A 22,853-nucleotide genomic window follows, 5' to 3' on the forward strand; every position below is an offset into this window, starting at 1 on the left:
CATCCGTGCGCGTCCCCCGACGCCCCGGCAAAACCGGGTGCCCGGCGGGAACAGACCCCGCATCAGGAGCTGCCCGGGTGTGCGCGATGAACGACCGGGTGGACTTCAGTCTCACGCAGTTGCGGTACTTCGTCGTATCCGCCGAACTGGGCAACATCTCGGAGGCGGCGGAGAGACTGTGCGCCTCGCAGTCCACGGTCTCCTCCGCCGTGATGAGGCTGGAACGCCAACTCGGTGTGCAGCTGCTCCTGCGCCATCACGCCCGCGGCGTCACCCTGACCCCGAGCGGCCGCCACCTGCTCCGGGAGGCCCGCGCGCTGCTGGGGCAGGCCAGAAACCTCAAGGCCCGGGGCGACGCCCTGGCGGGCCGCACCGCCGGCCGGCTGGACGTCGGATTCTTCTTCTCGATCGCTCCCTTCCTGCTGCCTCTGGTCCACCGGCTGGCCGAAGAGCGGTACCCGGCATTGCAGTTGACCGTTCATGAGGGATCGGACCGGCTGCTGGAACTGTTGCGGGACGGCCGGTGCGAACTGGCGGTGACGTACGGCTTCCTGGCGGACGGCGCCGGGTTCCACCCCCTGGCCGAGCTGCCCGTCCACGCCCTGCTGGCGGAGGACGACCCGATGGGCATGACCGGCGCGGTCGGTCTGGACGAACTGGCCGCCCGGCCGCTCGTCACCCTGGACGTCCCGGCGGGGCTCCGCCATGTCGAGACGGTGTTCGCCACCGCGGGCGTCCGGATGCCGCAGGTGATCACGACGTCCAGCCTGGAGACCATGCGGGGGCTGGTGGCCGCGGGCTCCGGATTCGCTTTGATGTATCAACGCGCCGCCCATGGACGGACGTTGGACGGTGGAAGAGTCCGGTCGGTGGAGATCGCCGGAGAGGTTCCCCCCGCGTCCCTCGGCGTGGCCACGATGCCCGATCTGCACCTCAGCAGCCGCGGCAGGGCCTTCCTGGACGTGCTGGGATCCGCGGTCTCGGTCAGCGGCGACGTGCACTCGGTCGCGTGATACGGAACGTCCCGCGGACGTGGAGCGGTGGCTCGGGAGCCGCAGGCCCACGTCCCCGGGGCGTTCCCTCGTACCCGGGGAGCGGGCGCGCGGCCGTCAGGCCAGGGTCCTGAGCACGTCCGGGTCGTAGGGGACGGTGCGGTCCAGCTCGCCGCGGAGCGCCTTCGCCGCCCAGTCCGGGTTGGCCAGCAGCGTCCTGCCCACGGCGACCAGGTCGAACTCGTCACGCTTCAGACGGTCCACCAGCTCCTCGATGCCGGTCAGGCCGGCCCGCTCGGTGAAGCCCTGGGCGAAGTCGCCCACACCGTACTGCTGGTCCAGGCCCACGGAGCCGACCGTCACCGTGGGCCTGCCGCTCAGCCTGCGCACCCAGCCCGCCAGATTGAGCTGGCTGCCCTCGAACTCGGGCAGCCAGTACCGGCGGGTGGAGGCGTGGAAGGCGTCGACACCGGCCTCGGCCAGCGGCGCCAGCAGCCCCGCCAGCTCGTCCGGGGTCTCCGCGATGCGGGCCCCGTAGTGGTTGACCTTCCACTGGGAGAGCCGGAAGAGGACCGGGAACCCCGGGCCGACGGCCGCGCGGACCGCCTGCACGATCTCGGCGCCGAAGCGGGCGCGGGAGGCCGGGTCCCCGCCGTAGCGGTCGGTACGCCGGTTGGTGCGGCTCCACAGGAAGTCGTCGATCAGATAGCCGTGCGCCCCGTGCAGTTCCACACCGTCGAACCCGAGCCGCTCCGCGGTGGCGGCGGCCTCCGCGAAGGCGGCGACCGTGTCGTCGATGTCCCGCTGGGTCATGGCACGACCGGCCGGGGCGCCGTCCAGCCCGAGCCCGGAAGGGCCCTCCGCGGGCGGCTCCGTACCCGGGCGCACCACCCCGGTGTGCCACAGCTGGGGAATGATCCTGCCACCGGCCTCGTGCACCCGCCGCACCACATGGGCCCAGCCCGCGAGGGGCCGCTCGCCGTGGAAGTGGGGCACGTTCTCGTACGCGACGGCGGCGGCCCGGCCGATGTAGGTGCCCTCCGTGATGATCAGCCCGACCTGGTGGGCCGCCCGGCGGGCGTAGTACTCCGCCACGTCCGGGCCGGGCACGCCGCCGGGGGACTGCATCCTGGTCATCGGGGCCATCACGATCCGGTTGGGGACCGTGAGGTCGCCCACGGTGAACGGCTCGTCCAGGCTGGCCATTTGTTCCTCCGTATGGGTCGGCGCTGTGGACATGGATCGGCGCATGATTATCGACGTCGTCGATAGCGCTGTCCAGATCGCGGAGATCTTTCCGGCTTGTATCGCATGAGGCGATCCAATGCATCGGAATAATCTGTTTGACCGTATCGGGGAGGCCGTTGATAGTGGTCCTCGTGATTCCGCGTCACCATGGTCGTCCGGAGTGACTCTTTCCTTCCGGAAGGCAACGGAGAAGCTCATCCGAATTCCCGTTTCATTGCGCGTCCGGATCTGTTGAGTAAGGAAAGGGGGCGGAACCCGGAGTGAGCCGAGATCGCCTTGCCGAAGAGACCGACAAGTTCGCCCATGAGCTGGAAGGAAAGCGGGCCGTGGTGACCGGCGGCAGCCGCGGTATCGGCGCCGCGATCGTGCAGAGATTACTCGACGCCGGCGCCACCGTCGTGACCTCCGCCCGCAATCCGACCGAGCAGACCCCGTCCGCGGCCAAGTTCATCCGAGCCGACCTCAGCACGCCCGGAGGCGTGCGCGAGTTCGCCGAAGCGGCGCTGGAGAATCTCGGCGGAGTGGACATCGTCGTCAACAACGCGGGCGGCTGCCGGGCCTTTCAGAGTGCGCTGGACCTTGAGAACGACTGGCAGTACACGATGGACATCAACTTCCTCGCCGCGGTCCGCACCAATGCCGCACTCGTACCGTCCATGCGCGAGAGCGGGGGCGGGGTCGTCGTGCACGTATCGTCCATTGCCACCATCGCCTCCTATCCGATGATCCTGCACTACGCAGCCGCCAAGTCCGCACTGGAGACCTACAGCAAAGGACTCTCCGCAGAATTGGCGCCACAAGGAATACGCGTCGTCGCGGTCTCCCTCGGGAACGTCATGACGCCGGGGGCGGACGAGGCACGTGAAAAGATCGTCGATTACCTCGGTGTCGATTCCGCGGACTGGGCCGACGAAATCCCGCTCGGGCGCATCGGACAGTCGGACGAGATCGCGGAAGCGGTCGGATTCCTGGTCTCGGAACGCGCCGCCTGGATCACCGGCAGCACGCTCGTCATCGACGGCGGGCGCAGCGCGGCCCTGACCTGAACCTCCTTCATCGGCGTGCCCGTATCCGCGGGTTTCCGTCTGCCAGGACTGAAAGGACCGACACGATGACCGCCACAGGAGAAGGGGTGCGGGCCTACCCGTTCGGTCCGGTCGACCGACTCGAAGTGGACCCGAAACTGGCCGAGATCTGCGGCGAACAGCCGGTGCTGCGCGTGACTCTGCCCTACGGCGGTGGCGACGCCTGGCTGGTCACCCGGCACGCGGACGTCAAGGCGGTACTGGCCGACCCCCGCTTCAGCCGTGCCGCCGCCGTGGGCGAGGACGTCCCGCGCACGGTCGCCACCGGCCTGCCCAGCACCTCCATGCTGAGCATGGACCCGCCGGAGCACAGCCGACTGCGGCGCCGGGTGGCCAACGCGTTCACCGTGCGCCGGGTCGAGGCGCTCCGCCCGCGCGTCCAGCAGATCGTGAACGGCCTGCTCGACACCATGATCGCCGCGGGCGGCCCCGCCGACCTGACCCGGACGCTGACCTGGCCGCTGCCGATCACGGTCATCTGCGAACTGCTCGGCGTCCCCGTCGCCGACCGCGACCGGTTCAACGTCTGGGTGGACGGTCTGCTGATGCTGTCCGATCCGGCGCAGTCCACGCGGGCCCGGGGACACCTCAACGACTACCTCGCCGGACTGATCGCACTGCGCCGCGTCACCCCCACCGGCGACTTGCTCGGCGAGCTGGCGCACGTGGACGACGAGGAGGACCGGCTCCAGGACGAGGAACTGGTCAGCCTCGGCGTCAGCCTGCTGTCCGCGGGCCAGGAGGCCACCGCCAACCAGCTCGGCAACTTCGTCTACACACTGCTGACCCGCCCCGACCTCTGGCAGAAGCTCCTCGCCGACCCCGCTCTGGTGCCCGACGCGGTCGAGGAACTCTCCCGGATCATCCCGATCAGCGCCTCCGCCGGCTTCACCCGCATCGCGCTGGAGGACGTGGAACTGAGCGGGCAGACCATCCGGGCGGGCGACGCGGTGGTCGCGGAGCTGGGGATCGCCAACCGGGATCCGGCGGTCTTCGACCACCCCGAGGAGATCGACTTCCACCGGGGGAGCGTCCCCCACGTCACCTTCGGCCACGGGGTGCACCACTGCCTCGGCGCGCAACTGGCCAGGATGGAGCTGCGGGTCGTGCTCGAAACGCTGCTGCGCCGCCTGCCGGGACTGCGCCTCGCCGTGCCGGTCGACCAAATCGCCTGGCGCACCGACCGCCTGATCCGCGGGGTGGAGGAGCTGCCGGTCAGCTGGTGAGGACCGCACGGGCCCACGGGCGCCTGCTCCACGACCACCACGGCCGGGCGGCACCCCGTGCGCGCCGCACACCGCCCGCCGCGAGGAGCGACGTACGCGTCCCGGGGCCGGCCGACGCACGCAATCGAGTGCCCGGCGACATCCACGACCAGGACGCGTCGGCATCACCGGGACGTCAAGGAGGGCCTGATCATGACCGAACCGCTGGAGGCGGTCGCCGCGGCAGTGCGTGATCCCGGCAAGGGACTCGCCGAGGTCATGGCGGCCGTACTGGAAGGGTACGGGGACCGGCCGGCCCTCGGGGAACGCGTCGGGGAAGCCTCGACGACGCGGCTGCTCCCGAAGTTCGACACCATCAGCTACCGCGAACTGTGGGCACGGGTCCGCGCGGTCGCCGGCGCGTGGCACCACGATCCGCGGCATCCGTTGAGCGCGGGCGACCGGATCTGCCTCATCGGCTTCGCCAGCACCGACTACGCCACCCTCGACCTCGCGTGCATCCACTCCGGTGTCGTGTCCGTGCCCCTGCAGTCCAGCGCCCCGCTCTCCCAACTGGCCCCGATCGTCGCGGAGACGGAGCCGCGCGCCCTCGCCACCAGCGTCGAGCGGCTGGACACCGCCGTCGAAGCCGTGACCGGGGCCGACTCGATCCAGCACCTGATCGTGTTCGACTACCGTCCCGACATCGCCGACCAGCGGGCCGCCTTCGAGTCCGCCCGTCGCCGCCTGGCCGGAGCCGGCCGCACGGTGGCCGTCGAATCCCTGGCCGCGCTGACCGAACGCGGAGCCGGACTGCCGCCCGCCCCGCTCTTCGTCGCCGAAGCGGGGGACGATCCGCTGGCCCTGCTCATCTACACGTCCGGCAGCACCGGGACCCCCAAGGGGGCCATGTACACCCAGCGGCTGGTCGGCACCGCCTGGTACGGCTTCAGTTACGGGGCGGCGGACGGCCCCCCGATCAGCGTCCTCTACATGCCGCAGAGCCACCTCGCGGGCCGCTACGCGCTGATGGGTTCGCTCGTCCGGGGCGGCATCGGCTACTTCACCGCCAGGAGCGATCTCTCCACCCTGTTCGAGGACATCGCGCTGGTCCGCCCCACCGAGCTGACCATGGTCCCGCGCCTGTGCGACATGCTCTTCCAGCAGTACCGGAGTGAACTGGCCCGCCGGGCGGGCGAACCCGGTGACGTCGAGACGGCGGTCAGGACGGATCTGCGCGAGAACTTCCTGGGCGGCCGCGTCGCCAAGGCGTTCTGCGGGACCGCCCCGCTGTCCGCGGAGCTGGCGGCGTTCGTCGAGTCCTGTCTGGATCTCCACCTGTACACCGGTTACGGATCCACGGAGGCAGGCGGGGTGCTGCTCGACACCGTGGTGCAGCGCCCGCCGGTGATCGACTACAAGCTGGCCGACGTACCGGAACTGGGCTACTTCCGCACCGACTTGCCGCATCCGCGCGGGGAACTGCTGCTCCGGACGGAGAGCATGATTCCCGGCTACTACAAGCGGCCCGAGGTCACAGCCGGGATCTTCGACGAGGACGGCTACTACCGGACCGGCGACGTCATGGCCGAGATCGGACCCGACCGGCTGGTCTACGTCGACCGCACCAAGGACACCCTGAAGCTGTCCCAGGGCGAATTCGTGGCCGTCTCCCGCCTGGAGACCGTCTTCGCGGGCAGCCCCCTGATCCGGCAGATCTATGTGCACGGCAACAGCGAACGCGCCTACCTGCTCGCGGTGGTGGTGCCCGCGGCCCGCACACCGGCCGACGGCGGCGGGGAGCCGGACTCGCTCAAGGCGCTGCTCGGCGAGGCGCTCCAGCAGACGGCCAGGGAGGCCGAGCTCAACTCGTACGAGATCCCGCGCGACTTCCTGATCGAGACCGAACCCTTCAGCCCGGAGAACGGCCTGCTCACCGAGAGCCACAAACTGCTGCGCCCCAGGCTCAAGGAGCGCTACGGGGAAGCTCTCGACCGGCTGTACGACGAGATCGCTGAGGACCAGGTCAGGGAGGTGCGCGCGCTGGGCCGGGCCGCCGCGGACCGGCCGGTGCTGGAGACCGTCACCCGGGCCGCCCAGGCGCTGCTGGGCCGTCCGGGCACCGCTCCCGACGCCGGGGCGCACTTCACGGACCTGGGCGGCGACTCGCTGTCCGCGCTGTCCTTCTCCCAGCTCCTGAAGGAGATCTTCCGCGTCGAGGTGCCGGTCGGCGTGGTCATCAGCCCGGCCAATGACCTGACCCGGCTGGCGAGGTACGTCGAGGAGCAACGCGCGTCCGGGGCGCAGCGGCCCACCTTCGCCTCCGTGCACGGCGAGAGCAGCGCCGAGGCCCGCGCCGGTGACCTCACGCTGGACAGGTTCATCGGCGCGGCGACGCTCGACGCCGCGCCGACGCTGCCCCGCCCGCGCGGTGCCGTGCGCACCGTCCTGCTGACCGGAGCCAACGGCTACCTGGGCCGGTTCCTGTGCCTGGAGTGGCTGGAGCGGCTGGCGCCCCTCGGTGGCAGGCTGGTCTGCGTCGTCCGCGCGAGCGACACGGCCGCGGCGGCGCAGCGGCTCCGGGCGGCCTTCGACAGCGGTGACGCCGAACTGCTCCGGCGGTTCCGGGAGCTGTCCGAAGGGACCCTGGACGTACGCGCGGGCGACATCGGCGAACCGCGTCTGGGCCTGGACGAGGACACCTGGAACGACCTGGCCGACACCGTGGACCTGATCGTCCACCCGGCCGCCCTGGTCAACCACGTACTGCCCTACCGGCAGCTGTTCGGACCGAATGTCGTCGGCACCGCGGAGCTGATCCGGCTGGCGCTCACCGCGCGGATCAAGCCCGTCACCTACGTGTCCACCGTCGCCGTGGCGGCCCCGGCCGCGGCCGGGGCACCGGCTCCCGGGGAGGACGACGACATCCGCACCGTCGTCCCGGTACGGCGGATCGACGAGAGCTACGCCAACGGGTACGCGACCAGCAAATGGGCCGGAGAGGTCCTGCTCCGGGAGGCACACGACCTGTGCGGCCTGCCGGTCGCCGCCTTCCGGTCGGACATGGTCCTCGCGCACAGCAGGTACCGGGGACAGCTGAACGTCCCCGACCTGTTCACCCGCCTGCTGCTGAGCCTGCTCGCCACCGGACTCGCGCCGGCCTCGTTCTACCGGACCGGGGACCGCGCGCACTACGACGGCCTGCCCGCCGACTTCACCGCGGAGGCCGTCACCGCGCTGGGCGCGCGGGCCACCGAAGGCTACCGGACCTTCCACGTGCTGAACCCGCACGACGACGGCATCTCGCTGGACACCTTCGTCGACTGGCTCATCGAGGCAGGCCACCCGATCCGGCGGATCGACGACCACGGCGAATGGCTCGCCCGCATCACGGCCGCGCTCCGCGCCCTGCCGGAGAAGCAGCGCCGGCACTCGCTGCTGCCCCTGCTGCACGCCTTCGCGCAGCCCGAGGAGGGCGTCCCCGGTTCGGAGATACCCGCGGACCGGTTCCACGCCGCCGTCCACGCCGCGAAGATCGGCCCCGCCAAGGACATCCCCCGGCTGTCGGCCTCCCTCATCACCAAGTACGTAACCGACCTGCGCCTGCTCGGCCTGATCTGAGCACTGCCCCGGCAGGGCCGTGCCGCACGTCCGCCGACACAGGTGAACGGCCACTCCCCGGCCACACATTCGACGAGAGACAGCGAAGAGGGCACTCGACATGGAACAAAACATCGGCGAGAAGGCGAATTCGTTTCTGCGCCGTCTGGAGGCGTACGACTTCGCCGGGTGCCGGGCGATGTGCACCGCCGGAGCCACCGTCTGGCAGAACGACGGCGCGGGGGAGCGGACGATCGACGCGACACTGCGCCGGTTCGAGGCCTTCGCCGCCGAGGTGGAGACGCTGCGGTACGACGTGGTGCGCCAGTTCCGGAACGGGGACGAGGTGCTCCAGCAGCAGGTGCTTCACCTGACCGCGGCCGACGGGACGGCCGGCGAGGTCCACGCGGCGGTCTGCTTCCGGTTCGGGGACGGCGGCCTCATCGACCGGATCGAGGAGTGCGTCTACCCGGTCCCGACGGCCGAGGCACTTTGATCCGCCCTCCATGACGCCCGTGGCGGTCCGGGGGATTAGGTTGTCGGAGAAAGGTTTTCGGCAGCCGGACTCGCGATGGGGGCGAGCATGACCATGCTAAAGGGCGCCAATGTTCCGGTGGCGGCTCAGTCCGTGCGGGTCGAATTGGGGTGGCGCTCCTCCCCGGGGACACCGGATGTCGACGGCTCGGCCCTCCTCCTCGTGTCGGGAAAGGTACGCGGCGACGCCGACTTCGTCTTCTACAACCAGCCCTCCCACGCATCCGGCGCGGTGCGCCACGAGGGCAAGCGGGCCGCCGCAGGCGGTACGACGGACACCCTCGCGGTGGATCTCGCGCGCGTCGAGCCCGCCATCGACCGTGTGGTCCTCGCGGCCTCCGCGGACGGCGGCACGTTCGGCCGGGTGACCGGGCTGTACGTACGGATCACGGACGCGGCGAACGGCAGCGAGATCGCCCGCTTCGACAGCGCGGACGCGACGGTCGAGACCGCCTTCATCCTCGGGGAGCTCTACCGGCGCCAGGGCGCCTGGAAGTTCCGCGCCGTCGGCCAGGGCTACGACACCGGCCTCGAAGGTCTCGCGACCGACTTCGGCATCTCCGTCGACGAACCCCAGCAGCCCCAGCAGGCTCAGCCGTATCACCAGCCCCGAGCGCCTCAGCAGCCGCAGGGCGCACCGCAGGCCGACCGGCTGCCGCCCGTCCCGCCCCTGCCCCCTGCCCCGCCGACGGCACCCCCGGCGCCCGCCGCCCCGCCCGTCCGCCTGTCCAAGGTGACGCTCACCAAGGAGGCGCCGACGGTCTCCCTCGCCAAACAGGGCGGCACCTCCGGAGCGCTCCGCGTCAACCTCAACTGGGAGGTGCGCAAGCAGTTCACGGGCTGGGGAAGCAAACTCGGCAGAGCGGTCGCCAACCACGCGGACCTCGACCTCGACCTCTGCGCGCTCTACGAACTGACCGACGGCCGCAAGGGAGTCGTGCAGGCGCTGGGCAACGCGTTCGGCGCCCTCCAGCACCCCCCGTACATCCACCTCGACGGGGACGACCGCACCGGCGCCGTCGCCACCGGCGAGAACCTCACCGTCAACCTCGACCAGAAGGACAGGATCCGCCGGGTCCTGATCTTCGTCACGATCTACGAAGGTGCCCGGAGCTTCGCCGATCTCCACGCGACGGTGACCCTCCAGCCACAGCACGGCGCGCCGATCGACTTCTCGCTCGACGAGTGCACCGTCCCCTCCACCGTCTGCGCACTGGCGCTCCTCACCAACAACGGGGGCGACCTGACCGTGCAGCGCGAGGCCCGCTATCTCGTCCCCGCGCGCGGGGTGAGCCCGCAGCGCACCATCGACCACGCCTACGGATGGGGCATGAACTGGACGCCCGGCCGTAAATGACCCCCGGCGGCCCGTCGCCGGGGCCGCTCACCGGTCCGGCGCGGCCTCGGGACGGGCGTAGGTGCGCCCCTTCCAGGCCGCGCCGCGGCCCCGGTAGTGCTGCACCGCCGAATCGACCGTCATCAGCAGATAGAGCGCGGCGGTGCCCGGCAGCAGCGGCGCCAGCCAGGGCGACTGCCGGTAGTGGCGCAGCATCGGCAGATACGTCCCGGCCATCACCGCCCACGCCGCAACCCCCGCCCACACCGCCACCGGGTCGCCGGTCAGCAGTCCGGCGGCGAGCGCGGCCGGCGGCGCGAGATAGACCAGCGCGAGCCCCAGCACCGTCCCCAGCAGCAGCGACGGACTGTGCCGCAACTGGGCGTACGCGCTCCGCGACACCATCCGCCACAGATCCGCCAGCCGGGGATACGGCCGTACGCTGTCCACCCGCTCGGCGAGCCCCAGCCAGATCCGCCCGCCGCTGTCCCGCACCGCCCGCGCCAGCGACACGTCGTCGATCACCGCCTGCCGGATCGACTCCGGCACCCGCGCCCGCTCGGCCGCCCCGGTCCGCAGCAGCACACAGCCACCGGCCGCCGCGGCCGTCCGCCCGCCGGCCCCGTTCACCCACCTGAACGGATAGAGCTGCGAGAAGAAGTACACGAAAGCCGGAACGACCAGCCGCTCCCAGAGACTCGACACCCGCAGCCGGGCCATCTGCGAGACCAGGTCGAAGCCGCCCGACTCGGCGGCCGCGACCAGTTCCCGCAGACTGTCCGGCTCGTGCGCGATGTCGGCGTCCGTCAGCAGCAGGTACTCCGGCTCCCGGGCCCGTGCCAGCGCGATCCCGTGCCGCACGGCCCAGAGCTTGCCCGTCCAGCCCGGCTCGGGCTCGCCCGGTGACACCACCGTCACGGGCAGCCCGCCGTACCGCACGGAGAGCGCGCGGGCGACGTCCCCGGTCCCGTCCTTGCTGCAGTCGTCGACGAGGAAGACCTCGGCCCGCCCCGGATAGTCCTGGGCCAGCAGCGACGGCAGGCTCACCGGCAGCATGTCGGCCTCGTCACGCGCGGGCACCACGATCGCGACGGAGGGCCAGCGGTCGGGGGCCTCGCGGCGGGGTAACCGCTGGTCGGTCCGCCAGAAGAACCCCTGTCCCAGCAGCAGCCACACCCATGCGGCCAGCGAACCCACGGCGATCCAGGCAACGGCGCTCATTCGCCGCAGTCTGCCCCACCCCGCCGGAACCGCAAGGGCGGTCGACTATGGTGACCGGGTGAAGATCGCGCTCATGGACTCAGGAATCGGCCTGCTCGCGGCAGCCGCCGCGGTACGCCGGCTGAGGCCGGACGCCGATCTGGTGCTCTCCTCCGACCCCGACGGCATGCCCTGGGGACCGCGTACGCCCGAGTACGTGACCGCCCACGCGCTCGACGTGGCCCGCGCGGCCGCCGCCCACCGGCCGGACGCACTGATCGTCGCCTGCAACACGGCCTCCGTGCACGCCCTGCCGGCGCTCCGCGCCGCACTCGAACCCGCGCTGCCGGTCATCGGCACCGTCCCCGCCATCAAGCCGTCCGTCGCCGCGGGCGGCCCGGTCGCGATCTGGGCCACGCCCGCCACCACGGGCAGCGCGTACCAGCGCGGCCTCATCGAGGAATTCGCCCGCTCCGTCGAGGTCACCGAGGTCCCGTGCCCCGGGCTCGCGGACGCCGTGCAGCACGCCGACGAGAGCGCGATCGACCTGGCCGTCGCGGCCGCCGCCGCCCGCACCCCGCGCGACGTCCGGGCCGTCGTCCTCGGCTGCACCCACTACGAGCTGGTCGCCGAACGCATCCGTGCCGCGGTGCGGCAGCCCGGTCTGCCGCCCGTCGCGCTGTACGGGTCGGCGGGCGCCGTCGCCGCCCAGGCACTGCGCCGGATCGGGGCCGAACCCGCTCCGTCGGCGGAACCGTCCGCCGGTCTTGCCGTGCTCCTCAGCGGCCGCCCAGCGGAGCTGCCGCAGGCCGCTCTCGCCTACGCCGAGGGGCAGCTGCTGGGGGCCGTCAGCACGGTCCGCTGACCCGGCGCGGGCCCTTCGGCCCATCCCCGGCATGCGGAATCTTCAGTACGCTGCTTGGCATGAGGGACCACCCCCGAAAGCCCCGGCACGACGTCGCCGGGTCCCACCCGGCCGTCTGGACCGGCCGGGCCACCAACCGGGCCCAGTGGGTACTCGCGGCCGCGGGCGCGGCCTGCCTGGCGCTGGGCGTACAGCTGGCCGTCAGCTCCAACTGGACCTCCGGGATCGTGCCGCTGCTGATGTCCGTGATCGGCTGCGTCGCCGCCGGACTGCTGATGCTGTTCGGCACCCTCGCCTTCGTGAACGTGGCCGTGAGGGTCGACGGGGACGCCCTGGAGGTGCGCTGCGGCCACATGGGCCTGCCGCGCCGCCGGATCCTCCTCACCCATGTGGTGGGCGCGGAGTTCGCCCCCGAGGTCACCCCGCGCCAGTGGGGCGGCTGGGGCTACCGCTGGCGCCCCGAGCAGGGCACGGCCGTGGTGGTCCGCAGGGGCGAGGGCCTGGTGCTCCGGCTCGGCGACGGCCGGACGTTCACCATCACGGTCGACGACGCGGAGGCGGGCGTCCGGTTCATCCGCGAACGCCTCCACCTGCCCGCGACCGGCGCGGCGGCCGGAACCTGACCCGGTCCCCGCGAAGGACCCCCGCGGCCACGTCACGGCGCACGACCGGCCGGTCGCCTCGGCCACCCGGTCCGTACGGGAAAGCCGAGGGACGGTCCGGTACGACCGAGGGACGATCCGGTACGAAGGGTTCCACCGCGCGGACGGAGCTGCCGGCCCCACAGCCGACCACCGTAGACTCCGCCGGGTGAGCGCCACCATCACCCCAGTAGAAGCCGCGCAGCCGGCCCCGCCCCCCGTGTCCTGGAAGCGGCGTCCGGTACGGCCCGCCGCCGCCTTGGCCGCGGGCGTACTGCTGTACCTGAGCTTCCCGCCCCGCCCCCTGTGGTGGCTGGTCCTGCCCGGCTTCGCCCTGCTCGGCTGGGTGCTGCACCGACAACGGCTGCGTGCCGGGTTCGGGCTCGGCCTCCTCGCCGGGCTCGGCTTCATGCTGCCGCTGCTGCACTGGACCGGCGAGGAGGTCGGTCCGGTGCCGTGGCTGGCGCTCGCCGCCGCCGAGGCGCTCTTCATCGCGGTCGGCTGCCTCGGGATCGCCGCCGTCAGCCGCCTCGCCTGCTGGCCGGTGTGGGCCGCCGCGGTCTGGGCGCTCGACGAGGCGGTCCGGGCCAGGGTGCCGTTCGGCGGCTTCCCCTGGGGGAAGATCGCGTTCGGGCAGGCGGACAGCGTGTTCCTGCCCCTCGCGGCCGTGGGCGGCACGCCGCTGCTCTCCTTCGCGGTGGTGCTGTGCGGCTTCGGTCTCTGCGAGGCGGTACGCCGGTTCCGCGCCCACCGTCGTACGGGCACGCTGCCTCGGGCGGCCGTCGCGGCCGCTGCCGCGACGGTCCTCGTACCCGTGGCCGGCGCGTTCGCCGCGCTGCCCCTCGTCGACGACTCGGCCGAGGACGGCACCGCGACCGTCGCCGCGATCCAGGGCAATGTGCCGCGGCTCGGACTCGACTTCAACTCCCAGCGCCGTGCCGTCCTCGACAACCACGTGCGCCGCACGGAGCAGCTCGCCCGGGAGGTGAAGGAGGGCAAGGTGCCGCAGCCCGACTTCGTCCTGTGGCCCGAGAACTCCTCCGACCTCGACCCGTACCGCAACGCCGACGCCCGGATCGTGATCGACGACGCGGTGAAGGCGATCGGCGTGCCCACCGTGATCGGCGCGGTGATCGAGCCCGACACCGGGAACCTGCGCAACACCCTCATCCAGTGGGACCCGAAGAAGGGCCCGGTCGACACCTACGACAAGCGGCACATCCAGCCGTTCGGCGAGTACATGCCGATGCGTTCCGTCGCCCGGGTCTTCAGCTCGGACGTGGACCGGGTGCAGCGTGAATTCGGCCCCGGCAGGAAGGTGGGCGTCTTCGATCTGGCGGGGACGCAGGTGGGCCTGGTGACCTGCTACGAGGCCGCCTTCGACGACGCCGTGCGGGACACCGTCATGCACGGCGGCCAGATGATCGCCGTACCGAGCAACAACGCCACCTTCGGCCGCAGCGAGATGACCTACCAGCAGCTGGCCATGTCCAGGGTGCGGGCGGTCGAGCACAGCAGGTCCGTGGTCGTCCCCGTCACCAGCGGTGTCAGCGCGGTCATCCGCCCGGACGGGACGATCGTCCGGAAGACGAAGCTGTTCACCCCGGACGCGCTCGTCGACAAGGTGCCGCTGCGGTCCTCGCTGACGCCCGCGACCCGGATGGGCACGCTCCCCGAGGGAGTGCTCGCGCTGATCGCCGTGGCCGGGCTCGGCCTGGTCACCGTCCGTTCGGCACGCCGTCGTCGCAGCCGGTGACCGGGCACTTCACCGCGTAGGCTCGCCCCATGGCCACTCCTGATTTCATCCGTGAGATCCGCGCCACCGCGGGTCAACAGCTGCTCCTGCTGCCGGGAGTCACCGCCGTCGTCTTCGACGACGAGGGCAGAGTGCTGCTCGGGAGGCGTTCCGACACCGGCAAGTGGTCGGTCATCGGTGGCATCTGCGAGCCGGGTGAGCAGCCGGCGGCGACGGCGGAGCGCGAGGTGTACGAGGAGACCGCCGTGCGCTGCGTGGCCGAACGGGTGGTGCTCACCCAGGCCCTGGAGCCCGTGGAGTACGCCAACGGTGACCGCTGCCAGTACCTCGACGTCACCTTCCGCTGCCGGGCGACCGGCGGCGAGGCGCGCGTCAACGACGACGAGTCGCTGGAGGTGGGCTGGTTTCCGGTGGACGCGCTGCCGCCGTTGGACCGGTTCGCGCTCTTCAGGATCAAGCAGTCCCTGACCGACGGACCCGCCTGGTTCGAGCCGACCGCCGAGCAGTGAACGGCGCCCGCGCCGGGCGGCCGCAAGAGCCGGCCCGCCCGGCGCGGCGTTCTCAGGCGGTACGGGCGTCCGCCGACGGCACCACGGGCGTCTTCGGGGCGCCGTCGGTCCCCTCGATGTCCGTGAGGTCCCGGTGCCTGGTCTCCCGGGCACAGGAGACCGCCAGCAGGGTGATGAGCGCCGCGGCGATCACGTACAGCGAGATGGGCGTCGAGCTGTCGAAGTCCGCGAGCAGCGCGGTGGCGATGAGCGGCGCCGGGGCACCGGCCGCGACCGACGAGAACTGCGCGCCGATCGACGCGCCGGAGTACCGCATCCGGGTCGCGAACATCTCCGAGAAGAAGGCCGCCTGCGGTGCGTACATCGCCCCGTGGAAGACGAGCCCCACGGTGACGGCGAGCAGCACGTTCCCGAAGCTCCGGGTGTCGATCAGCGCGAAGAACGGGAACGTCCACAGCCCGACGCCGACCGCCCCGGCCAGATAGACGGGCTTGCGTCCGACCCGGTCGGACAGCGCGCCCCACATCGGGATGACCACGAAGTGCACGGCCGAGGCGATGAGCACCGCGTTGAGTGCCGTCTGCTTGCTCAGATCCGCCGCGGTGGTCGCGTAGACGAGCACGAACGCCGTGATGACGTAGTAGCTGATGTTCTCCGCCATCCTGGCCCCCATGGCGATCAGCACGTCACGCCAGTGGTGGCGCAGCACGGCGACGAGCGGCATCCGCTCCGCCGCCCCGGCGGCCGACCTGCGCTCCTCGGCCTGGGCCAGTGCGGCCTTGAAGACCGGTGACTCGTCGACGGAGAGCCGGATCCACAGACCGATGAGCACCAGGACCCCGGAGAGCAGGAAGGGGATGCGCCAGCCCCACGTCCCGAAGGCGGAGTCCGACAGCAGCGCGGTGAGCGCGGACAGCACCCCGGTGGCGAGCAACTGCCCGGCCGGAGCACCCGTCTGGGGCCAGGAGGCCCAGAAGCCGCGCCGCTCGGCGTCCCCGTGCTCCGACACCAGCAGCACGGCACCGCCCCACTCGCCCCCGAGCGCGAATCCCTGCACCAGGCGCAGAACGGTGAGCAGCACGGGGGCGGCGGCCCCGACCGTGGCATGCGTCGGCAGCAGCCCGATGGCGAACGTCGCACCGCCCATCATCAACAGGCTGAGCACCAGCAGCTTCTTGCGGCCGAGCCGGTCGCCGTAGTGCCCGAACACCAGGGCACCGAGCGGCCGGGCGGCGAAGCCGACCGCGTAGGTGAGGAAGGACAGCAGCGTGCCGACGAGCGGATCGGACTCGGGGAAGAACAGCTTGTTGAAGACCAGCGCGGCGGCCGACCCGTACAGGAAGAAGTCGTACCACTCGATGGTGGTGCCGATGAGACTGGCGGCGACGATGCGCTTGAGGTTCGAGGGCGCTGGCGGAGAGCTTGCTGGGGCGGCCATGGGTACCACTTCCGGACGGTGGGGAGGGGACGGTTCCGTGTCGCCACACCGTAGGAAGGGGCGGATCGGGGGCGTATGTGGTGGGACACCACAGTTCTCGGGCCGGGTGTGCGCGGAGGCACCACTACTTCGGTTGTCCCGTGGTCGTGCGCCTGCCGCCGAGCGGCCGTACACGTCAGCCGCGCGGTGCACAGAGTGCCGACGACTCCTGCTCCGGCTCCAGCCAGGGCCTAGACTCGAAGAAGGTGACGAAGAGTCACACATGGGCGATCACGGGCCATGACTTGGAGGGCGGACAAGTGGCCTCAGCGTCACAGCCCCCATCGGGTGATCCGGTGGGGGATTCGACAGAGCGGTTCGCCTTCGAGTTACGGGCCCTCCGTAACTCGGCTGGAGATCCGACGTATCGTCAGATGGCTGAGCGTACGGGCCAGTCGTCCAGTGCTCTGGCCGACGCCGCGAAGGGTGGAAAGCTGCCGCCCCTCGAAGTGGCCCTGGCCTACGCCGAAGCCTTCGACGGCGACCGAACGGAATGGGAACGACGGTGGCGAGCGGCGAAGGCCGAGGCCGGCCCGGCACCGAAGCCGAGACGGCGGTGGCTGGTCGTTGCCACCGCTGGTGCCGTCGGGCTGGCACTGGTGGTCGTCGCAGCGGTTCTTGTGAGCCGGCTCGCGCACGAGCCCCCGCCGTCGGACGCTGCCGACCACCCTCCCCGCTTCTTCGCCGATGATGACGCCTTCAATCAGCGGCATGCGCGTCCCCACCTGTCGCCCGACTCCGCGCGGATGGTCGCCGACCTGCTCGCCCTGGGCCGGGCGGAGCTGTACAGCGGCACGGCCGGTCCTCCGGTGTACCGGGCCACCTCAAGCACCCCGACCTACGAAGTCACCCCGCGCAAGCATGTCGAGAAATGGGGGCCCAACCCCTTCGAAGGCGTCGGCTTCCCCTGGGACGCATCGTGGCAGGAACCGCCACGAGAGCGCCAATGGACGGTGGTGATCACGTCGGACGGGCAGTCGGTGGAGTGCTGGCGGACCGAGGTGCGGGACAGCAGGCCGAGCTGTGAATGGGGAGCCGTGTCCGACACCCGCGGTTCCTCGGTCTCCGTCAAGGGCCAGGCCACCGGCAGCGGCCTGTCCCGCCTCGCCGGAGTGATCACCCGCGCGGACTGGAAGGCCGGCCGCATCGATCACGCCCTGAGCTTCGGCACCCCGGACAACAACGGCCGGTACGTCTTCCCGGCGGTGGGAAGCGATGGTCCGGAGCAAGGCCGCTGGCGCGAAGGGCAGTTCATCTGGCTGGACCGTGCGTACGACATCGACGCCGACACCTCGCTCAGGCCGTACGAGCGGATGGTCGCGAAGGCACTTCAGGAGTACGGCGCGTTCAACGTCAAGAACGCCGGGCAGTTCAACTTCACGTCCGAGTACGGATCGAAGCCGCCGGGCACCGGCGGCGACGCCTATGCGTCCCTCACCCACATCAAGTTCGCGAAGTATCTGAGAGTCGGGACGATCGCGCCTGCGTCGTAGGAGGCTGTAGTGCCAGGCCCTGTCTTCACACTGCCGTCTGTCGTGCGGCGTCCGGCACGCACGCTCGCCGCGTTGTCGGGATCGCCCCGATGCGTCCAGTATCGGGGCGACCCTCCGCCTTGCGATCGCACGCACCGGACGCCGCACGGCCCGGCCTCCGGCCGGACGACCGCAGTGTGAAGACAGGGCCTGGGAGCCGTTCAGCGGGCCGGGGGCTGGTTCGGCCATCAGGCAGTGCTCTGCTGACCGCGCGACCGTACGGATCACAGCTCATGGGATGAGAGTTCATCGGGTGAACCGTGCGGGGAAGTGCAACCCCACGGGGCCGGGGCCGCCCCGTCGGCGCGTCGGAGGCCGGGGCCCGGTCGAACCTCAGACCGGCAGGGGCCAGGACTCGATGTCGCGGTAGTGGATCGGCCCGCTGCTGCGGCCCGCGTTGCTGCCGACCAGGTGCAGGCGCTCGGCGGTCCAGCGGCGGCCGGTGAACCCGGCGAACCCCTCGGCGATCTCCCCGGCCGAGGACCCATCGCCCCGCCGGGCACGGGCCAGCGTCAGATGGGGGCGCAGCGGGCGGTCCTCGAAGGCGATGCCGCAGCCCTTGACGGCGGTCCGTACATCGGCGGCGAGCATGTGCAGTTCATCGAGGTCCCCGTCGATTCCGCTCCACAGCACCCGGTCGTCGAAGGTGCCGCTGCCGCGCAGCGCCAGACGCAGCGGCCGGGGGTGGTCCGCGGCGAGCCCGGCGAGCACCGGGCGCAGGAGCGGCACCGTGCCGACCGGCAGCTCCCCGAGGAACGCCAGCGTGATGTGCCAGTCCTCGATGCGGTTCCACCGCATCCGGGGGTAGGTGCCGAGGGCGGGCTCCAGCTCCCCGGCCAGTTCCTCCTTCGCGGGGTCGGGCGGGGCGAGCGCGATGAACACGCGGACGGTCGCGGGCCGGGTCTCTTCGTTCACACCGGTCTTGGTACCTCATCCGGGTGGTGGAAGCGAAGTCCGGGTGACGCCGGAGAGCGCGCCTCGGCCATGGAGCCGGGGGCGCTCCCCGGCCCCCGCGCGTCCTCACACGGGATAGGCGTGGGTCTGGGCCGCCTTCACCGACGCCCAGACCTCCGCGCCCGGGTGCAGATCGAGTTCGGCGGCGGCGACCGTGGTCAGGTCGGCCGCGAGGGGGAGGTCGCCGCTGAGGGCGGCCCGGATCTGGTCGCCGTGGGTCTCCAGGCCGGTGACCTCGCAGCGCCACACGTTACGGGCGCTGGAGTCGGTGGGGCGGCTGCCGTGGAGGGTGACCGCGCTCGGTGGGAACGCCACGAAGACCGCTCCGGACAGCGCCTCCGCGGTGGTGATCGCGGGGCCGGTGTCCAGGCGGACCGTATGGCCCTCCGCGCGCCCCCGGTGGAGGTTGAGGCCGACGAGCTGCGCGATGTAGTCCGTACGGGGGTGACGGGCGATGTCGGACGGGCTGCCCTCCTGGACGACCTCGCCGTGCTCGACGACGACCAGGCGGTCGGCGAGGACCATGGCGTCGAGCGGGTCGTGGGTGACCAGTACGGCGACCGCCTCGAACTCGGCCAGGTGGCGCCGGAGCTGGGTGCGGACCTCCAGGCGGGTGCGGGCGTCGAGGGCGGCGAGGGGCTCGTCCAGGAGGAGCAGGCGCGGGCGGGTGGCGAGGGCGCGGGCCAGGGCGACGCGCTGGGCCTGGCCGCCGGAGAGCCGCCGGGGCTTGGCGCCGCCGTGCTCCGCCAGCCCCAGACGGCCGAGCCACTCGGCGGCCTGCGCACGCGCCCGCGACTTGGACGCCCCCTGGCAGCGCGGCCCGAACGCCACATTGTCCAGGGCGGTCAGGTGCGGGAAGAGCAGATAGTCCTGGAAGACCACGCCGACCGGACGGGACTCCGGCGGCGTGCGTTCCAGTGGTGCGCCGTCCAGCCGCAGGTGCCCGCCGGTGAGCGGGGCCAGACCGGCGAGCGCCCGCAGCGCCGTGGTCTTTCCGGCGCCGTTCGGGCCGAGCAGCGCGACCACCTCGCCGGGCGCGACGGTCAGCGCCACATCGAGGCGGAAGGAGCCGCGGTCCACCACGAGACGGGCGTCGAGCCCGTCCGCGGCGGTACCGGTGCGGTCGTCGTGGGTCTGGGTCATCCGGCGGTCATCCAACGGTCGCGCAGCCCGGCCAGCACCGCGATGGACACGGCCAGCAGCACCAGGCTGAGGGCGATCGCCGCCTCCGGATCGCTCTGCAGCGCGAGGTAGACGGCGAGGGGCATGGTCTGGGTACGGCCGGGGAAGTTGCCGGCGAAGGTGATGGTCGCGCCGAACTCGCCGAGCGCGCGGGCCCACGCCAGTACCGCGCCCGCCGCGATGCCCGGAGCGATCAGCGGCAGCGTGACCCGGCGGAACGCGGTGAAGCGGGACGCTCCCAGAGTGGTCGCCGCCTCCTCGTAGCGCGGGTCGGCGGCCCGCAGGGTGCCCTCCACGCTGATGACGAGGAACGGCATCGCCACGAACGCCTCCGCCACCACGACTCCCGCCGTGGTGAACGGCAGGGTGACGCCGAACCAGGAGTCCAGCCACTTCCCGACGATGCCGTTCCGGCCGAGCGCCGTCAGCAGCGCCACGCCGCCCACGACCGGCGGCAGGACGAGCGGGAGCGTCACGAGCGCGCGGACCAGGCCGCGGCCGGGGAACTCCACCCGGGCCAGCAGCCAGGCCAGCGGCACCCCGATGACCAGGCTCACGGCGGTCGCGGCGGTGGCGCAGATCAGCGAGAGCTGGAGCGCCTGCCACACCTCGGCGCTGGTCAGCTGCTCCGGCATGCTGCGCCAGGGGGCCCGTACCAGCAGGGCGACCAGCGGCACGACCAGGAACGCCATCCCGATCAGCGCGGGTACGAGCAGGGGCAGCGGCACGCCGCGGCCCCGCCCCGCCCGGACCCGCCGACGCCGCGGCCCGCCCCGGAGGGCGTCGGCCGCGGCGCCGGACTTCACGGTCGGTGTCACGGCTTCAGGAACCCGGCCCCGGTCAGGACCTTCTGGCCCTCGGGGGACTGCACCAGCGCGATGAACGCCTTGGAGGCGGCGGCGTTGGGGGCGTCCTTGAGCAGCGCGATCGGGTAGTCGTTGACGGCCTTGGCCGACTCGGGGAACTCCACGCCCTCCACCTTGTCACCGGCCGCCTTCACATCGGTCTTGTACACGACCGCCGCGTCGGCCTCCTTGAGCTCGACCTTGGTCAGGGCGCTCTTGACGTCCTGCTCGTACGAGACCGGGGTGAGCTCGAGACCGCTGGCGTCCAGGGCCTTCTGGGCGGCGGCGCCGCACGGCACCTCCTTGGCGCAGAGCACCACCTTCAGACCAGGACCGGTGAGGTCCTTGAGCGAGGAGACCTTGTCGGGGTTGCCCGGCAGGGTGGCGATCTCCAGCTGGTTGCGGACGAAGGTGGCGGGCGTGCCCGAGGCGTCCCCCGCGTCGGTGACGATCTTCATCGTCTTGGGGCTGGCCGCGGCGAACACATCGGCCGGTGCGCCCCCGGTGATGCTCGCGGCGAGCGAGTCGCTGCCCCCGAAGCTGAACGTCACCTTCGTACCCGGGTGTTGCGCCTCGAACTCCTTGCCCAGGGCCGTGAAGCTCTCCTTCAGCGAGGCCGCGGCGAACACGGTCACCGTGCCGGAGAGCTTGTCCGACGAGGAGGCCGGGGCGGAGGAGCCCGACTTCGACGGCGAGGAGTCGTCGGACGAGGAGCAGGCGCTCAGGGCCAGCAGTGCGGCGGTGCCCACACCTGCCATCCGCAGGGTCCGGCGCGCATTACGGGTTGTCACGGGTCCACTCCCTCTGGTCCTGACGGACACATCTACGGTCGGTCGACGACCACATTGGTCGACTTGATCACGGCAACCGCCGGAACACCGGGCTCCAGCGCCAGTTCCTCAGCCGACTCGCGGCTGACCGTCGCCACCACCCGGAACGGCCCGGCCTGGATCTCCACCTGCGCGGACACGTCTCCGAGGATCACATCGGTGACGATGCCGGAGAGGCGGTTGCGGGCCGAGGTCCCGGAGGTATTCCGGTTCGTACGGTGCACCTGCCGGGCGTAGGCGGCGAGGGCCGGCCCGGGGATGATCCGGTGGCCGGTCCCGTCGCGTTCGGCGGTGAGTTTCCCGCCGTCGACCAGACGCCTCACGGTGTCGGCGCTGACGCCGAGCAAGGCGGCCGCGTCCCCGATCCGGTAGGTGTGCATGCGCTGATGATACTGCCGCAGATGCGAGGGGAAAGTCTGCTGTGCCTTTGCATGAGCCGGGAACCTGATCTTCCGGGTTCGCATGTGCGTTTGTACAGGACGGCGGGGCGGGTAGGGACATCCGGGAGGTGGTAGCCCGTGACCCAGTCCCTCTGCGCGGCGGACACCACGGCGGAGCTCGCCCTCGCCGGCGATCTGACCCGTCCGGCCCGCCTGAAGGTGCCCGATCTGCTCGCCTGGCCGCAGCACGAGGCCGACGTCAGCTTCGAATGCGCCACCAGCGGCGTCCAGCACCACCGCTTCACCGGACCGTTGCTGCACGACGTCCTCTCGGCGGCCGGTCCCGTCTTCGATCCCGCGCGCCGCAAGGACCGTCTGCGCTTCCTGGTCGCGGTCTCCGGGGCGGACGGTCACCACGCCCTGCTGTCCTGGGCGGAGATCGACCCCGACTTCGGCCGCGCCCCGGTGCTGCTCGCCGTCACGATCGACGGCACCCCGCTCGACCGGGCCGGTGCGCAGCTGGTCCTGCCCCAGGACCGCTGCGGCGCCCGGCACATCAGCGGCATCACATCGATCCGGGTGGACGGCGGCTACACCGCGTGGGCGTGACACCGGCCCGCTCCGCACGGTGACGGCGCGGCCGGTCCGGACGGGGCCCGCCCGGACCGGAATCCCGTTTGCC

Annotated in this window: 20 protein-coding genes; 12 read left to right on the plus strand and 8 right to left on the minus strand. The window is 71.8% G+C overall.

Features of this window, described 5'->3' with window-relative positions; all coding sequences use genetic code 11:
• Positions 1–86 precede the first annotated feature (86 nt).
• Positions 87–1,013 (plus strand): LysR family transcriptional regulator, encoded by a 927-nt coding sequence (locus tag ACFVFH_RS13495; RefSeq protein WP_383766920.1) that lies wholly within the window; start codon positions 87–89, stop codon positions 1,011–1,013.
• 96 nt (positions 1,014–1,109) lie between these two features.
• On the opposite strand, the gene ACFVFH_RS13500 is transcribed toward ACFVFH_RS13495, so the two are convergent.
• The gene (locus ACFVFH_RS13500) at positions 1,110–2,198 is read right to left on the minus strand and encodes an NADH:flavin oxidoreductase (protein ID WP_383766923.1); all 1,089 of its coding nucleotides are present in this window, start codon (positions 2,196–2,198) and stop codon (positions 1,110–1,112) included.
• Between the two features lie 302 nt (positions 2,199–2,500).
• Between ACFVFH_RS13500 and ACFVFH_RS13505 the strand changes: the two genes are divergently transcribed.
• From ACFVFH_RS13505 to ACFVFH_RS13525, 5 genes are all read left to right on the plus strand, one after another.
• A complete protein-coding gene (locus tag ACFVFH_RS13505) occupies positions 2,501–3,286 on the plus strand; it encodes an SDR family oxidoreductase (RefSeq protein WP_383766926.1) in 786 nt (261 codons plus the stop codon).
• 65 nt (positions 3,287–3,351) lie between these two features.
• Positions 3,352–4,551: a cytochrome P450 gene (locus ACFVFH_RS13510; protein WP_383766929.1), complete on the plus strand. Its 1,200-nt coding sequence runs from the start codon at positions 3,352–3,354 to the stop codon at positions 4,549–4,551.
• A 192-nt stretch (positions 4,552–4,743) separates the two neighbouring features.
• A complete protein-coding gene (gene car / locus ACFVFH_RS13515; protein ID WP_383766931.1) occupies positions 4,744–8,151 on the plus strand; it encodes a carboxylic acid reductase in 3,408 nt (1,135 codons plus the stop codon).
• Positions 8,152–8,251: 100 nt separating this feature from the next.
• Entirely contained in the window at positions 8,252–8,626 is a 375-nt protein-coding gene (locus ACFVFH_RS13520) for a nuclear transport factor 2 family protein (RefSeq protein WP_383766934.1), read from the plus strand.
• A 75-nt stretch (positions 8,627–8,701) separates the two neighbouring features.
• A complete protein-coding gene (locus ACFVFH_RS13525) occupies positions 8,702–10,021 on the plus strand; it encodes a TerD family protein (protein WP_383766937.1) in 1,320 nt (439 codons plus the stop codon).
• 27 nt (positions 10,022–10,048) lie between these two features.
• On the opposite strand, the gene ACFVFH_RS13530 is transcribed toward ACFVFH_RS13525, so the two are convergent.
• Entirely contained in the window at positions 10,049–11,221 is a 1,173-nt protein-coding gene (locus tag ACFVFH_RS13530) for a glycosyltransferase (protein WP_383766940.1), read from the minus strand.
• 58 nt (positions 11,222–11,279) lie between these two features.
• On the opposite strand from ACFVFH_RS13530, the gene ACFVFH_RS13535 reads away from it, so the two are divergent.
• The 4 genes from ACFVFH_RS13535 (at position 11,280) to ACFVFH_RS13550 (ending at position 14,971) form a co-directional block, all read left to right on the plus strand.
• On the plus strand, positions 11,280–12,065 hold the full coding sequence (locus ACFVFH_RS13535; protein WP_383766943.1) for a glutamate racemase: 786 nt from the start codon (positions 11,280–11,282) through the stop codon (positions 12,063–12,065).
• Between the two features lie 59 nt (positions 12,066–12,124).
• Positions 12,125–12,688 carry a hypothetical protein gene (locus ACFVFH_RS13540; RefSeq protein WP_383766946.1) on the plus strand — a complete coding sequence of 188 codons (564 nt, stop codon included), beginning with the start codon at positions 12,125–12,127 and terminating at the stop codon, positions 12,686–12,688.
• A 187-nt stretch (positions 12,689–12,875) separates the two neighbouring features.
• Positions 12,876–14,462 (plus strand): apolipoprotein N-acyltransferase, encoded by a 1,587-nt coding sequence (gene lnt / locus ACFVFH_RS13545; RefSeq protein ID WP_383766948.1) that lies wholly within the window; start codon positions 12,876–12,878, stop codon positions 14,460–14,462.
• Between the two features lie 29 nt (positions 14,463–14,491).
• Positions 14,492–14,971 (plus strand): NUDIX domain-containing protein, encoded by a 480-nt coding sequence (locus ACFVFH_RS13550; protein WP_383766950.1) that lies wholly within the window; start codon positions 14,492–14,494, stop codon positions 14,969–14,971.
• 52 nt (positions 14,972–15,023) lie between these two features.
• Here the strand turns inward: ACFVFH_RS13550 and ACFVFH_RS13555 are convergent, their stop codons facing one another.
• Positions 15,024–16,409, minus strand: coding sequence for an MFS transporter (locus tag ACFVFH_RS13555; protein ID WP_383766952.1), 1,386 nt, complete (start codon positions 16,407–16,409; stop codon positions 15,024–15,026).
• A 245-nt stretch (positions 16,410–16,654) separates the two neighbouring features.
• Between ACFVFH_RS13555 and ACFVFH_RS13560 the strand changes: the two genes are divergently transcribed.
• On the plus strand, positions 16,655–17,941 hold the full coding sequence (locus tag ACFVFH_RS13560; RefSeq protein WP_383766954.1) for a helix-turn-helix domain-containing protein: 1,287 nt from the start codon (positions 16,655–16,657) through the stop codon (positions 17,939–17,941).
• A 372-nt stretch (positions 17,942–18,313) separates the two neighbouring features.
• Here the strand turns inward: ACFVFH_RS13560 and thpR are convergent, their stop codons facing one another.
• The 5 genes from thpR to ACFVFH_RS13585 all read right to left on the minus strand — a co-directional run bounded on the left by thpR (position 18,314) and on the right by ACFVFH_RS13585 (position 22,171).
• A complete protein-coding gene (gene thpR / locus ACFVFH_RS13565; RefSeq protein ID WP_383766958.1) occupies positions 18,314–18,895 on the minus strand; it encodes an RNA 2',3'-cyclic phosphodiesterase in 582 nt (193 codons plus the stop codon).
• A 105-nt stretch (positions 18,896–19,000) separates the two neighbouring features.
• Complete coding sequence (locus ACFVFH_RS13570; RefSeq protein WP_383766961.1) at positions 19,001–20,077, minus strand: ABC transporter ATP-binding protein; 1,077 nt, start codon at positions 20,075–20,077, stop codon at positions 19,001–19,003.
• Entirely contained in the window at positions 20,074–20,934 is an 861-nt protein-coding gene (gene modB / locus ACFVFH_RS13575; RefSeq protein ID WP_383766964.1) for a molybdate ABC transporter permease subunit, read from the minus strand. The genes ACFVFH_RS13570 and modB overlap by 4 nt, the downstream gene beginning before the upstream one ends.
• On the minus strand, positions 20,931–21,719 hold the full coding sequence (gene modA / locus ACFVFH_RS13580; protein WP_383768015.1) for a molybdate ABC transporter substrate-binding protein: 789 nt from the start codon (positions 21,717–21,719) through the stop codon (positions 20,931–20,933). Before modA ends, modB begins: the two co-directional genes overlap by 4 nt.
• A 65-nt stretch (positions 21,720–21,784) precedes the next feature.
• Positions 21,785–22,171, minus strand: coding sequence for a molybdopterin-binding protein (locus tag ACFVFH_RS13585; RefSeq protein ID WP_383766966.1), 387 nt, complete (start codon positions 22,169–22,171; stop codon positions 21,785–21,787).
• Between the two features lie 138 nt (positions 22,172–22,309).
• Here ACFVFH_RS13585 and ACFVFH_RS13590 point away from each other — a divergent pair, with 138 nt between their 5' ends.
• Positions 22,310–22,780, plus strand: coding sequence for a molybdopterin-dependent oxidoreductase (locus ACFVFH_RS13590; RefSeq protein ID WP_383766969.1), 471 nt, complete (start codon positions 22,310–22,312; stop codon positions 22,778–22,780).
• Positions 22,781–22,853: the final 73 nt, after the last annotated feature.

The sequence above is a fragment of the Streptomyces sp. NPDC057697 genome, from assembly GCF_042799335.1.
Lineage (GTDB): Bacteria > Actinomycetota > Actinomycetes > Streptomycetales > Streptomycetaceae > Streptomyces.

Coding starts and splice junctions, on each gene's coding strand:
- ACFVFH_RS13495 (WP_383766920.1), top strand. CDS start 87: ATGAACGACCGGGTGGACTTCAGTCTCACGCAGTTGCGGTACTTCGTC.
- ACFVFH_RS13570 (WP_383766961.1), bottom strand. CDS start 20,077: ATGACCCAGACCCACGACGACCGCACCGGTACCGCCGCGGACGGGCTC.
- ACFVFH_RS13510 (WP_383766929.1), top strand. CDS start 3,352: ATGACCGCCACAGGAGAAGGGGTGCGGGCCTACCCGTTCGGTCCGGTC.
- ACFVFH_RS13555 (WP_383766952.1), bottom strand. CDS start 16,409: ATGGCCGCCCCAGCAAGCTCTCCGCCAGCGCCCTCGAACCTCAAGCGC.
- ACFVFH_RS13520 (WP_383766934.1), top strand. CDS start 8,252: ATGGAACAAAACATCGGCGAGAAGGCGAATTCGTTTCTGCGCCGTCTG.
- ACFVFH_RS13550 (WP_383766950.1), top strand. CDS start 14,492: ATGGCCACTCCTGATTTCATCCGTGAGATCCGCGCCACCGCGGGTCAA.
- car (WP_383766931.1), top strand. CDS start 4,744: ATGACCGAACCGCTGGAGGCGGTCGCCGCGGCAGTGCGTGATCCCGGC.
- ACFVFH_RS13525 (WP_383766937.1), top strand. CDS start 8,702: ATGGGGGCGAGCATGACCATGCTAAAGGGCGCCAATGTTCCGGTGGCG.
- modA (WP_383768015.1), bottom strand. CDS start 21,719: ATGGCAGGTGTGGGCACCGCCGCACTGCTGGCCCTGAGCGCCTGCTCC.
- ACFVFH_RS13540 (WP_383766946.1), top strand. CDS start 12,125: ATGAGGGACCACCCCCGAAAGCCCCGGCACGACGTCGCCGGGTCCCAC.
- ACFVFH_RS13530 (WP_383766940.1), bottom strand. CDS start 11,221: ATGAGCGCCGTTGCCTGGATCGCCGTGGGTTCGCTGGCCGCATGGGTG.
- ACFVFH_RS13500 (WP_383766923.1), bottom strand. CDS start 2,198: ATGGCCAGCCTGGACGAGCCGTTCACCGTGGGCGACCTCACGGTCCCC.
- ACFVFH_RS13585 (WP_383766966.1), bottom strand. CDS start 22,171: ATGCACACCTACCGGATCGGGGACGCGGCCGCCTTGCTCGGCGTCAGC.